Annotated in this window: 11 protein-coding genes; 6 read left to right on the top strand and 5 right to left on the bottom strand. The window is 70.5% G+C overall.

Features of this window, described 5'->3' with window-relative positions; all coding sequences use genetic code 11:
- Window positions 1-39: 39 nt before the first annotated feature.
- From E4M01_RS13795 to E4M01_RS13820, 6 genes are all read left to right on the top strand, one after another.
- Window positions 40-2088, top strand: a complete 2049-nt coding sequence (locus E4M01_RS13795) for a TonB-dependent receptor (RefSeq protein ID WP_135065858.1) — start codon at window positions 40-42, stop codon at window positions 2086-2088.
- A 106-nt stretch (window positions 2089-2194) separates the two neighbouring features.
- On the top strand, window positions 2195-2806 hold the full coding sequence (locus tag E4M01_RS13800; protein WP_135065654.1) for a PepSY-associated TM helix domain-containing protein: 612 nt from the start codon (window positions 2195-2197) through the stop codon (window positions 2804-2806).
- 11 nt (window positions 2807-2817) lie between these two features.
- The gene (locus E4M01_RS13805) at window positions 2818-3327 is read left to right on the top strand and encodes a DUF2271 domain-containing protein (RefSeq protein ID WP_135065657.1); all 510 of its coding nucleotides are present in this window, start codon (window positions 2818-2820) and stop codon (window positions 3325-3327) included.
- Between the two features lie 11 nt (window positions 3328-3338).
- A complete protein-coding gene (locus E4M01_RS13810; RefSeq protein WP_135065660.1) occupies window positions 3339-4139 on the top strand; it encodes a DUF4198 domain-containing protein in 801 nt (266 codons plus the stop codon).
- Window positions 4140-4276: 137 nt separating this feature from the next.
- Window positions 4277-5200, top strand: a complete 924-nt coding sequence (locus E4M01_RS13815) for an FAD:protein FMN transferase (RefSeq protein WP_167765436.1) — start codon at window positions 4277-4279, stop codon at window positions 5198-5200.
- Entirely contained in the window at window positions 5197-6570 is a 1374-nt protein-coding gene (locus E4M01_RS13820) for a sulfite reductase subunit alpha (RefSeq protein WP_135065666.1), read from the top strand. Before E4M01_RS13815 ends, E4M01_RS13820 begins: the two co-directional genes overlap by 4 nt.
- Here the strand turns inward: E4M01_RS13820 and E4M01_RS13825 are convergent.
- From E4M01_RS13825 to petA, 5 genes are all read right to left on the bottom strand, one after another.
- On the bottom strand, window positions 6564-8204 hold the full coding sequence (locus E4M01_RS13825) for a M28 family peptidase (RefSeq protein ID WP_135065669.1): 1641 nt from the start codon (window positions 8202-8204) through the stop codon (window positions 6564-6566). The two genes, E4M01_RS13820 and E4M01_RS13825, sit on opposite strands and share 7 nt — an antisense overlap.
- Before the next feature lie 94 nt (window positions 8205-8298).
- Window positions 8299-9945: a M28 family metallopeptidase gene (locus E4M01_RS13830; RefSeq protein ID WP_135065672.1), complete on the bottom strand. Its 1647-nt coding sequence runs from the start codon at window positions 9943-9945 to the stop codon at window positions 8299-8301.
- Window positions 9946-10077: 132 nt separating this feature from the next.
- Window positions 10078-10953, bottom strand: coding sequence for a cytochrome c1 (locus E4M01_RS13835; RefSeq protein ID WP_135065675.1), 876 nt, complete (start codon window positions 10951-10953; stop codon window positions 10078-10080).
- 5 nt (window positions 10954-10958) lie between these two features.
- Window positions 10959-12266, bottom strand: a complete 1308-nt coding sequence (locus E4M01_RS13840) for a cytochrome b N-terminal domain-containing protein (protein WP_135065677.1) — start codon at window positions 12264-12266, stop codon at window positions 10959-10961.
- Window positions 12267-12283: 17 nt separating this feature from the next.
- The gene (petA, locus tag E4M01_RS13845; RefSeq protein WP_135065680.1) at window positions 12284-12823 is read right to left on the bottom strand and encodes a ubiquinol-cytochrome c reductase iron-sulfur subunit; all 540 of its coding nucleotides are present in this window, start codon (window positions 12821-12823) and stop codon (window positions 12284-12286) included.
- Window positions 12824-12906: the final 83 nt, after the last annotated feature.

Genomic DNA, 12906 nt, shown 5'->3' on the forward strand with positions numbered 1-12906 from the left:
GGCAACGCTGAGGCCCCACAGGTGTTACGCCGCGCAATGATGCAGTCGCTTCCGCCCCCGCCTCCGCCCGCTCCCGCCGTTCAGGCCGCCCCGACGACCGTGTCCGATGTGATCGTCACCGCCGCGCGTCTGCCGCCGGCGGCCGGCGAGGCCGCGTTTTCGGTGGTGCGGATCGGCGAGGAGACGTTGCAGCGATCGGCGCGGCTGGACGAGGCCCTGGGCGGCGTGCCGGCGGTGTCGCTGTTCCGCCGGACCTCGAGCCTGGCGGCCAATCCGACGACCCAGGGGATTTCGCTTCGCGCCATCGCGCCGTCGGGGGCGGGCCGGACGCTGGTGACCCTGGACGGCGTGCCGCTGAACGATCCGTTCGGCGGCTGGGTGATCTGGTCCCAGGTCGCGCCGGAATCGCTGGAGGGCCTGGACATCACGCGCGGCGCGGGGGCCGGCCCCTATGGCGCGGGCGCGCTGACCGGCGTCATCGGCCTGCGCGAGCGGGCGTCGGGCGGCGTGCTGGACGCCTCGGTCGCCGAGCGCGGCGGACTGCGCCTGGCCGGTTCGGCCTCAGAACAGATCGGCGCGGCGCGTCTGACCCTTTCGGCCCTGCATGATCGGTCCGACGGCTACGTCCCCGTGCGCGGTCCGGCCGCCGGCGCGGCGGACACGCCGCTCGATCTGGAGGCCAGCTCGGCCGCCCTTCGCGCCGACCTGCCGCTGGGCGACGCCGCCGTGTCGCTGCGGGCCGGGATCTGGGACGAGGATCGCGGGGCGGGCCTGGCCGGCGCGCGCGCGAAGGCGTCGGGCCATGTGCTCAGCGCCACTGCTGCACGGGCGCCGTCGGGCGACGCCGCCGGATGGCGCTTGCAGGCCTGGCGCCGCGAAAGCGACTTCGCCAACACCTCGGCCGCCGTCGCCGCCGACCGCGGCTCGACCACCCCGGCCAACGACCAGTTCGAGACGCCGGCGACCGGCTGGGGCGTCAACGCCGCCGTGCGCCAGGCGCGCGAGGCGCTGGGCGGCCGGCTGGAAGGCGAACTGGGTCTGGACGCCCGCTTCAACGAGGGCGAGACGCGCGAGCGGTTCCGCTTCATGGAGGGCCAGTTCACGCGCGGCCGTGTCGCAGGCGGCGAAACCTCTGTGGCCGGCCTCTACGCCGAAGGGTCCTGGACGAACGACCTTTGGCTCGTCGCCGGCGGCCTGCGCGTCGATCGCTGGGAGAATGCGGCCGGACGCCGCTTCGAGTTCGACCTGCAGTCCGGCGCGCCGACCCTGGACGAAACGGATGCGGACCGGTCCGGCGAGGTGGTCTCCGCGCGTCTTGCCGCGCGGCGCGATCTAGGCGGCGGCTGGGCGGCGCGCGGAGCGGCCTACACCGGCTTTCGGCCGGCGACGCTGAACGAACTGCACCGTCCGTTCCGCGTCGGCAACGACCTGACCGAGGCCAACGCCGCGCTGGAGCCCGAGCGGCTGAAGGGCGTCGAGGCCGGCCTGGCCTGGACCGGCGAACGCGCCAGCTGGACCGCCGCCGTGTTCTTCAACGAGATCGACCGCGCCATCGTCAACGTCACCATCGGCGAGGGTCCAGGCACCTTCCCGCGCGCCGGCTTCGTGCCGGCCGGCGGCGTCCTACGCCAGCGCCAGAACGCCGGAACCATCGAAGCCGTGGGTCTGGAGCTGAACGGCGAGGCGAGCGCGACCGACCGGCTGACCCTGGTCGGCGCCCTGTCGATCACAGACGCCCGCGTAGACGGCGGGACCTCAGCGCCGCAGCTGACGGGCCTGCGTCCCGCTCAGGCCCCGATCTGGAGCGCCACGGCCGGCGTCGACTGGACCGCGACGGACCGCCTGACCCTGTCGGCCCGCGCCCGCTACGAGAGCAAGCGGTTCGAGGACGACCTGAACAGCCGCGTGCTGAAGGCCGCCGTGGTCGCCGACCTGCGGGCAGACTGGCGGCTGACGGATCGAGCCGCGGTCTGGCTGGCGCTCGACAACGCCTTCGACGCCGATGTGGAGGTGTCGATGACCGGCACGGGCGTCGCCGGCTATGCAGCGCCGAGGGTGTTGAGCGCGGGCATCCGCCGCGCCTGGTAGGCCTACCCTTTCAGTATTGAAAATCGTTCGCAACAATGGCACAGCGTCGCTCGTGACCGACGCCGCCGCCCCGCGAACCGATGCCGCGCCGCCTCCCAAGGCGAGCATGAACGCGCGCCGCTCGTTCTGGCTGAAGCAGCTGCACAGCTGGCACTGGATCTCGGCCGCCGTCAGCCTGGTCGGCCTGATCCTGTTTTCGGTGACGGGGATCACGCTGAACCACGCCTCGCAGATCCCGGCCGAGCCGGTGACGGTCGAGACCACAGCCGACCTGCCCGCGCCGCTGCTGGCCCGTCTGGCCGAGTTCGCGCCCGAGACCACTGACCCGGCGCCCGAGGCCCTGGCGCGGTGGATCCAGTCGGAGTTCGGCGTCGCCGTCGCCGGGCGCGCCACCGAAACGACGCCGCAGGAAATCTACATCGCCCTGCCCACGCCCGGCGGCGACGGCTGGATAACGGTGGATCGCGCCACCGGCGAGGCGCTGCACGAAAGGACCACGCGCGGCTGGATCGCCTACCTCAACGACCTTCACAAGGGCCGTAACGCCGGGGTCGTCTGGTACTGGTTCATCGACGTCTTCGCCGTGGCCTGCGTGATCTTCGCCGTCACCGGCCTGGCTCTTTTGTGGCTCCACGCGCGGGGTCGGCCCTCGACCTGGCCCATCGTCGCCCTGGGCCTGCTGATCCCCGTCGTCATCGCCCTGATCTTCATTCACTGACGAGTTTCGAGATGCGTTTCCTCCCCGCCACCCTCGCCGCCGCCGGTCTCGGTGCGATCGCCGCCCCGACGGCGGCGGCCGACCTGACCGTCACGGTCGAGATCCCGCGCATCGCCAGCGCCAGCTATCACCGCCCCTACGTCGCCATGTGGATCGAGAACGGCGAGGCCGCCCACGTCCGCACCCTGGCGGTCTGGTACGACACCGCCCTGCCCAACGCCGAGGGCAAGGACTGGCTGAAGGACATGCGCACCTGGTGGCGCAAGGGCGGCCGCGCGCTGAGCCTGCCCGCCGACGGCGTGTCCGGTCCGACCCGCGCGCCGGGCCGTCAGACCGTCCGCATTCCCGCCGCCCGCCTGGCCAGCCTGCCGGCCGGCCAATACACCCTGGTCGTCGAGGCCGCCCGAGAACTGGGCGGACGCGAAGCTGTGCGCGTGCCCTTTCGCTGGGGTGCCGCAAACGCTGGTCGAGCGACCGGATCCACCGAACTTGGCGCGGTCTCCGTCGCCGTCACCCGCTAAGGATTAGAGCCATGAAGAAGACCCTCGCCCTGATCGCCCTCGGCGCCGCGCTCGCCCTGCCGCTGTCGGCCCAGGCCCACCGCGCCTGGCTGGCCCCCACCGCCACCGTCCTGTCGGGCGGTGAGGCCTGGGTCGGCTTCGACGCGGGCATGTCGAACGGCGTCTTCATCCCCGACCACGCCGCCATGCGCCTGGACGGCCTGACCATCACCGCGCCCGACGGCTCGGCGGCTCAGGCTCAGAACAGCCATCAGGCGCGCTATCGCTCCAGCTTCGACCTGCACCTGACCCAGCCGGGCACCTATCGCGTCGCCAACGTCGGCTCGGGCTTCATGGCGACCTATATGGAGGCCGGCGAGCAGAAGCGCTGGCGCGGGCGCGAAGCCGACTTCGCCGCCGCCCTGCCTGCGGGCGCCACCGAGGTCCAGACCACGCGCATGAACAGCCGCACCGAGACCTTCGTCACCCTGGGCGAGCCCAACGACACCGCCCTGGCGCCGACCGGCCAGGGGCTGGAGTTGGTTCCCGTCACCCACCCCAACGACCTGGTGGTCGGCGAACCGGCGACGTTCAAGTTCGTGCGCGACGGTCAGCCCGCCGCCGACCTGGAGGTCACCATCGCGCGGGGCGGCACGCGCTATCGCGACAATCCCGAAGAGCAGACGGTGCGCACCGACGCCCAGGGCGCCTTCACCGTGACCTGGAGCGACGCCGGGATGTACTGGCTGAACGCCTCGGTGCGCACGCCCGGCGCCGCCGGCCAGCCGGCCCTGAACGCCAGCTACAACGGCGTGCTGGAGATCCTGCCCTGAGCCGCGCCGGCGACATCGCCCCGCCCCCGCTGGAGATCGGCGGCGACCGGTCGGAGAACCGCGTCCTGATCCCGGCCCTGAAGGCGCCGCCGCAGCGTCCGCCCAGCGATCGCGTCTGGACCCTGAAGGGCGAAAGCATGGGCACGACCTGGTCGGTCCGCTTGGTCCCGCCGCCGGGCGAGCGCGAGGAGACCTTCCGCGCCGCCATCGATCAGGAACTGACCCGCATCGTGGCCCTGTTCAGCCCCTGGGACCGCCGCTCGGAGATCAGCCGTTTCAACGCGGCGCCGGCGGGTACGTGGGAGCTGTCGCCCGAGTTCTGGGATCTGCTGAACGCCTCGCTGGACCTGGGCGACGAGACGAACGGCGCGGTCGATCCGACGCTGGGCGCCCTGGTCGATCTGTGGGGCTTCGGCCCGCCGGGACCGCGCGACGACGCGGCGCCCCTGCCGGCCGACGACGAGATCGAGGCGGCCCTGGCCGTCAGCGGCTGGGGCCGTCTGCGCCTGAACCGCGACGCGCGGGCGGCGATGCAGCCCGGCGGGACACGGCTCGATTTCTCGGGCATCGCCAAGGGCCACGCCGTGGACTGCGTGTCGGATCGTCTGACGGCGCTGGGCGCGACCTCGCATCTGGTCGAGATCGGCGGCGAGGTTCAGGGTCGCGGCGTCAAACCCGACGGGCAGCCCTGGTGGGTCGAGCTGGAGATGCCGGCCGGCACGCCCGCGCCGCGCACCGTGGTCGCCCTGGTCGATGTGGCGATGGCGACGTCCGGCGACTGGCGCCGCGCCTTTCAGGTGGACGGCAAGCTGTATCCCCACACCATCGACGGCCGCACCGGACGCCCGGTCGACAACGGCCTGGCCTCGGTGACGGTGTTCGACGCCTCGGCCATGCGCGCCGACGCCCTGGCCACCGCCCTGACGGTCATGGGGCCGTTCGAGGGGCCGGAGTACGCCGAGGCCATGGGCCTGGCGGCCCAGTTCGTCGAGCGCACGCCGCGTGGTCTGGTGGAGCGCCTGAGCCCGGCCTTCGCCGCCATGCTGGACGAGGGCGAGTGACGACTGAGCCGGAACGCCTGCTCTGGGCCGTCGCCGCCGTCGCCCTCTGGCTCCTGCTGACGGCCGGCGTCGTCTGGCGCGTGCGCCGAGACCGTCGCCGCGAGGCCGAGCGCGCCCAGGCCCTGGCCGGCGATGCGGGCCAGGACGCCGTGCTGGTCGCCTACGCCAGCCAGACCGGCTTTGGCGAGGAACTGGCCTGGATGACCGCTCGCGCCCTGTCGGACGGCGGCGTGGGGGCGCGGGTCCTGTCCTTCGCCGCGCTGGATCTGGAGACGCTGCGAAACGCGCGCCGCGCCCTGTTCATCGTCTCGACCACCGGCGAGGGCGATCCGCCGGATGCGGCCTCGGGCTTCGTGCGAAGGGTCATGAGCCAGGACGCCGCCCTGCCCGACCTGTCCTGGGGCCTGCTGGCGCTGGGCGACCGCAGCTATGACGCCTTCTGCGGCTTCGGCCGGGCGTTGGCCGCCTGGCTGGCCCGCGCCGAAGCCCCGCCCCTGTTCGACCCGGTCGAGATCGACAACGGCGACGCCGGCGCCATCCGCCACTGGCAGCATCAGTTGAACCAGATCACCGGGGCGACGTCAGCGCCGGACTGGACCCCGCCGGCCTACGACCGCTGGCGGCTGGTCGAGCGCCGCCTGCTGAATCCCGGCAGTCCCGGCGGCGAGGCTCACCATCTGGCGTTCGAGCCGGTCGGCGCCGCGCCGGACTGGGCGGCCGGCGACATCGCCGAGATCGGCGTGCCGGCGCGCGACGGCCAGGCCCCCGCCTCGCGCGAATACTCCGTCGCCTCCCTGCCCGCCGACGGCCGCGCCGAGTTCCTGATCCGCCTGATGCATCGACCCGACGGGACGCCGGGCCTGGCGTCCGGCTGGCTGACCCAGACGATCCAGCTGGGCGACGAGATCGACCTGCGCATCCGCGCCAACCGCGGCTTCCACGCCCCGCCGCCCGGCGCGCCTATGGTCCTGATCGGCAACGGCACGGGCATCGCCGGCCTGCGCGCCCATCTGAAGGCCCGCGCCGCCCAAGGCCAGCCCGCCGACACCTGGCTGCTGTTCGGCGAGCGCACCCGCGCCCATGACGCCTTCTACGACGACGAACTACAGGCCTGGCTGGCTGCGGGCGTGCTGACTCGGCTGGACCGCTGCTTCTCGCGCGACGGGGCCGAGCGGACCTATGTCCAGGCTCTGGTCGCCGAACACGCCCGCCCCCTCGCCGACTGGGCCGAGCGCGGCGCCTTCATCTATGTCTGCGGCAGCCTGGAAGGCATGTCGCGCGGCGTGCATGCGGCGCTGCAGGCCGTGCTGGGCGAAGTGGGGCTGCAGGCGCTGACCGAGGCAGGGCGATACAGGCGCGACGTCTACTGAGACCTGGCGTCGTCCGAGCGCGCACGCACCTGGCCGAACTCGGACGTCGGCTTCCAGCCCGGCCAGTCGCTGCCGTTGGCCAATTCCAAGCCCAGGCGATAGAGCAGCGTCAGGTTCTCGACCGCAGACGTCAGGTCCCAGTCGGCCGACCATTCGTCGCTAGGGCGGTGATAATCGGCGGCGAACTTGGCCTGCCAGGCCGCCAGGCCCGCCTCGCGTCCGCCCTCCACCCAATCGACGCCGTGCCACGGCATCAGGGCCGGCACGCCGGCGCGTGCAAAGGGGAAGTGGTCGGAGCGGTAATAGAAGTTCTGCTCAGGCTGGCGGTCGTCGGTGACGTAGCGGCCCTGCGCCTCCGCCAAGACGGCCAGCCGGTCTTCCAGCTCGTTCTGGCCCTTGCCGAAGATGGCCACATCGCGGGTCGACGGCGACAGGGGCAGCATGTCGATGTTGATGTTGGCCACCGTCGTCTCCAGCGGCCACACCGGATCGGCGGCATAGGCGTAGGCACCCAGCAGGCCCATTTCCTCGGCGGCCATGTGGGCGAAGACGAAGCTGCGCTCGGCCGGGCCGGCGGCCTTCAGCTGGCGCGCCATCTCCAGCACGCCGATGGTGCCCGAGGCGTTGTCCCAGGCGCCGTTGAAGATCTTGTCGTCGCCGGGCGCATCCTCTTCGACGCCGACGTGATCCCAGTGGGCGGAATAGACGATGGTCTCGTTCGGCCGCGTCGTGCCGGGGATCCGGGCCAACAGGTTGTGGGTGCGCAGGCTGTCGATGGTCTCGGCCGTCGCGACCGACAGGGCGACACCCTCCAGCGCCGTCGCCTTGAACTGGCCCGACGCCGCCTGGGCGCGCAGGGCCGCCAGGTCCAGTCCTGCGGCCGCGCCCAGGGCCTGGGCCGTGTCGCGGTTGATCGCGCCCGTGAACTCCAGATCGGCCGCGCCCGGCGTCAGGGTGCGCTGGCGGGCGTTGAACTGGGCCTGGCGCGTCCAGGCGGCGTCGCCCGCGCCCGCATCGACTACGGTGATGACGCCGACGGCGCCCCGGCGCTTGGCCTCATCGCCCTTGTAGGCGGCGGACTGGTAGTTTGTGGCGTAGGCGCCGTTGAACAGCTCGCCGTCGGGCTCGCCCGCCAGGACCAGGACGATCTTTCCGGTGACATCGACGCCGCCATAGTCGTCCCAGTTGCGCTCGGGCGCGGTGATCCCGTAACCGGCGAAGACCAGGCCGGCGTTCTGAATGGCGGCGCGGCCGTCGTTTGATACGGCGCGCAGATTGATGTCGGAGCCCGGCGTCAGGGCCTTGGCCGCGCCGTCCGGCCCGCTCCAGCTAACCGAGGTCGAGCCCTCGACGGGGGTGAAGCGTTTCAGGTCGATGGGCTGCAGCCACTGACCGTTCGGCCCGCCGGGCTCCAGCCCCATCGCTTCGTACTGCGCTTGAAGGAACTCCAGCGTCAGGCGCTCGCCGTCGGTGCCCGGATAGCGCCCCTGGAACGCGTCGGCGCTGATCGTGCGGATTTCGTCGCTGATGCGCTGGGCCGAGAAGTCCTGGGCCGAGACCGCGCCGGCGGCGAGCAGCAGCGCCACGGCGGCGGCGGCGGCGCTCAGACGGCGGGCGAAGGCGGTGCGGGGCATGACGTCGGTCTCCAGCGCGGTATGCGGCCGGAAACCTTCTAGGGCGAGGCCGCCTGGCCTCGCCCCTTACTTTTTCGTCATGTTCGTTCGTGGGTCAGCGGCGTGCGGCGGCGCTGACCTCACGCGCCGGGCCAAACTCCGAACCCGGCTTCCAGCCCGGCCAGTCGCGGCTGTTAGCCAGGGCCAGACCCAGATCGTGGATCAGCTGCAAGTCCTCGACCTGGCCGCTCAGATCCCAGTCGGCCGACCATTCATCGGCGGCTTGGTGATAGCGTTTGGCTCCGTACTCCTGACGCGCTGCGAGACGTTCGGCGATCGGCTCGTCGCGGAAGTCGCCTGCCGATCCGACATAGCCCATGGGCACGCCGCGCTTGGCCAGGGGGAAGTGGTCCGAGCGGAAATAGCCGCCGCCCGCGCCGCTGTCCGGCGCGACGGTGCGGCCTTGGGCCGAGGCTGCGGCGGCGATCCGCTCGTCCAGCTCGGACTGCCCCTGCCCCACCGAACTGATGGCGGTGGTACGGCCATAGACATTCATGGAATCGACGTTGAAGCCGCCGGCGGTCGTCTCCAGCGGATAGATCGGGTTGGCGGCGTAATATTCCGAACCCAGCAGGCCGCTTTCCTCCGCAGTGAAGCTGATCATCACGATCGACCGCTCCGGGCGCGGCCCGGCGGCGAAGACGCGGGCCAGCTCCAGCAGGCCAGCCGTACCCGTGGCGTTGTCCACGGCGCCGTTGAAGATGCGATCGCCCGTCTCGTCGGGATCGCCCACGCCGATGTGGTCCCAGTGGGCGGTGTACAGGACGGTCTCGTCCGGATGGGTGCGGCCCGGCAGGCGGGCGATGACGTTGCGCGTCGTGATCTGCGAGGTGGCCACGTCCATGCGGGCGTCCAGCGTGGCGTCCGCCAGGGCGACCGGCTGGAAGTCGCGGCTGCGCGCCTGGACCTTCAGCTGCTCGAAATCCTGGCCCGCGCGGCGGAACAGCTCAACCGCCAGATCGCGCTGGATCCAGCCTTCCAGCGGGATCCGTTCGGCCGAGGCGTTCTGGCGCAGGATGTCGAACTGCGGGCCCGACCACGAGTTGGTCACCGTCTGCCATCCATAGGAGGCAGGCGCCGTCTCGTGGACGATCAGGACGCCTGCGGCGCCCTGGCGCGCAGCTTCCTCGTACTTGTAGGTCCAGCGGCCGTAGTAGGTCATGGCCCGGCCGTTGAAGGTGTTCAGCTCGGGCTGTTCGAAATCGGGATCATTGACCAGGACGACCAGGATCTTGCCCCGCATGTCCTGGCCCTTGAAGTCGTCCCACTGGCGCTCAGGCGCTTTGACGCCATAGCCGACGAAGACCAGCGGCGCGTTCGTCAGGTTCACTGAGGCGCCCGGCAGGCGGGTCGAGAAGACGGCCTCGCGGCCCTGGGTCAGGTCCTGCGACCATCCGCCGACCGTAAGCCGGCCGCGCGCGTTCGAGGCGGTGAAGCGGTTCAGCGTCACGTCCTGGGTCCAGCCGCCGTTCTCGCCGCCGGGCTGGAAGCCGGCCGCCGCGTACTGCTCGCTCAGATAAGCCACCACCTTGTCCTCGGCCGGCGTGGCGATGCCGCGGCCCTCGAAGCTGTCGTCGGACAGGATGCGGGCGTGCTCGGACAGGCGCGCGGCGTCGAAGGCGGGGGCCTGGCCCGAGCCCGGGCCGGTGGCGCAGGCCGCCAGCAGCAGACTGGACGCCAGGGCGGCGACGGTGAAACGCATGAGGACCCTCTCGGACGGCGAAAACGAGGCCGCGACCCTAGCCCGTTTTCCTCCCCTGTCGATGCGCAACGGGCACGAAAAACCCGCCGGAGCGGGCTCCGGCGGGTCGATCGTTCAGCGGTGGGCCGTAGCTTAGTGCGCCACGCCTTTCCATATCCGGCGATAGCTGGCGTAGGTCAGGCCCGCGAACAGGAACAGGAAGATCAGCACGCCGACGCCGGCCTGCTTGCGCTCAACCATCTTGGGCTCCGAGGCCCAGGCGATGAAGGCGGCGACGTCCTTGGACATCTGATCGACCGTGGCCTCGGTTCCGTCGTCGTAGGTGACCTGGCCGGCCGCAAGCGGATTGGGCATGGCGATGAAGCCGCCATAGGGCACGTGGTCCGGATCGCCGGTCCAGAACGGCGTCATGTCGCCGGCCATATAGGGGTTGTAGTGCTGGCCCGGGGCCATCTGCAGACCCGCCGGCGGGTCAACGTAGCCCGAGAGCAGCGAGTAGATGTAGTTGGCGCCGTCGTGGCGCGCCTTGGCCATGACCGAGAGGTCCGGCGGATGCGCTCCACCGTTCGCGGCGGCCGCAGCCGTAGCGTTCGGATAGGGGTTGGGGAAGCGGTCAGCGGTCGTGCCGTCGCGCATCATCGCTTCGCCGGTCTCGCTGTCGATGTCGGCGATCTGGGCCTCGGCGGCCAGGGCCTTCACGACCGGGTTGTCGTTCGGGTTCGGATAGCGCGAATCCCAGAACGGCCCGTGCTTGTCGCCCAGGTTGCGGAAGTACAGCATGTCCATGCCGTGGCAGGACGCGCAGACTTCGCGATAGACCTTGTAGCCGCGCTGCAGCTGGCCCTGATCGAAGGTGCCAAACGGACCTTCGAAGCTGAAGCCGGCGTGGCGCGGGTGCTTGGCGGCGCCGGCGGCCATGGCCGGGGCTGAGACCGCCACCACGCCTGCGGCGGCCACGAGGGAGACGATGATCTTGCGCATGGTCGAAGCGGTTTTGTTGACAGTCATCGCGCTCAGACCTTCTCGGCGGCGACAGGGTCGGAGCCCGGCAGGACCGGCTCGGAGATGGTCGCGGGGATCGGCAACGGTTTCTCCCTCAATCCGACCACCGGCATGATGATCAGGAAGAAGACGAAGTAGTAGATCGTCAGGAAGCGCGTGGCCCACAGATAGGTGTTCAGGTCGCCGTCGATCAGGGTGAAGGTGGTGAAGTTGCCGATCACCGGGGCGTCCGGCAGCTGGGCCCCGCACCAGCCGAGGCCGAAGCAGACGAACAGGAAGATGATGAAGAAGGTCTTCATCGTCGGCCGGTAGCGCATCGAGCGCACCTTGGACGTATCCAGCCAGGGCAGGATGAACAGCACGCCGATCGCCGCGAACATGGCGACCACGCCGCCGAACTTGTCCGGCACCGCGCGCAGCACCGCGTAGAAGGGCAGCATGTACCACTCGGGCACGATGTGCGCCGGCGTCTGCAGCGGGTTGGCCGGGATGTAGTTGTCGGCGTGGCCCAGGGCGTTCGGCATGAAGAAGACGAAGATCGCGAACAGGATCAGGAACAGGATGATCGCGAAGCCGTCCTTGACCGTGAAGTACGGATGGAACGGGACCATGTCCTTCTTGGCGCGATCCTTGGGGATCAGGATGCCGACGGGGTTGTTCTGACCGGCGTGGTGCAGGGCCCACAGGTGCAGCACCACGCAGCCGGCGATGACGAACGGCAGCAGATAGTGCAGCGAGAAGAAGCGGTTCAGCGTGGCGTTGTCGATAGCCGGGCCGCCGCGCAGCCAGATCAGGATCGGCTCGCCGACGAAGGGCACCGCCCCGATCAGGTTGGTGATCACCTCGGCGCCCCAGAAGGACATCTGACCCCAGGGCAGGACGTAGCCCAGGAAGGCGGTGGCGATCATCAGGAAGAAGATCAGGCAGCCGACGATCCAGATCATCTCGCGCGGCGCCTTGTAGGAGCCGTAGTACAGCCCCCGCAGCATGTGCAGATAGACCGCGATGAAGAACATCGACGCGCCGTTGGCGTGGACGTAGCGGATCAGCCAGCCGCCGTTCACGTCGCGCATGATGCGCTCGACCGAGGCGAAGGCCATGTCGACGTGCGGCACATAGTGCATGGCCAGAACGATGCCGGTGACGATCTGCGTCACCAGGCACAGGGCCAGGATGCCGCCGAAGGTCCACCAGTAGTTCAGGTTCTTGGGCGTCGGCAGCGACATGTAGTCGGCGCCGAAGCGGACGATCGGAAGGCGGCTGTCCAGCCACTTCTCGACGCCGGTCTTGGGGACGTAGGTGCTCTCGTGATCGCTCATGTGTCTCGCGTCCGTCCTCAGCCGATCCGCACGCGGGTGTCGGAGACGTAGTCGTAAGTCGGAACCACCAGGTTCAGCGGCGCGGGGCCTTTGCGGATGCGGCCCGAGGCGTCGTAGTGCGAGCCGTGGCAGGGGCAGAACCAGCCGCCGTATTCACCGGCGTTGAAGGTGGGCACGCAGCCCAGGTGGGTGCAGGAGCCGATCACGACCAGATAGGGCTCGTGGCCCGGCTTGGTGCGGGCGGCGTCGGTTTCCGGCGGGCTGCCGACGGCGCCTTCGGCGACCACGCGTTGAATCTCAGCGGCGGTGCGGTAGCGCACGAACACCGGCTTGCCCTGCCACTTCAGTACGACCTGCTGGCCTTCCTGAACCTTGGTCAGGTCGAATTCGATCGACGCCAGGGCCAGGGTGTCGGCCGCCGGATTCATCTGATTGATCAGCGGCCAGGCGGCCATGACGCCGGCGCCGACGGCGGCGGCTCCTGCGGCGATATGAATGAAGTCCCGGCGCGTGGCTTCGGGCCCCTCGCCTTCAGGATGAACGACCGATTCGGCCACGTCTCACCTCATCAACGCCGTGGAGGCGTCGGAAAGGACGCCTGCCGGTACGGCACGAAACATCTGCGGACCTTGCTGGAGCA

Origin of the sequence: Brevundimonas sp. MF30-B, assembly GCF_004683885.1 — a bacterium.
Classification (GTDB): Bacteria; Pseudomonadota; Alphaproteobacteria; order Caulobacterales; family Caulobacteraceae; genus Brevundimonas.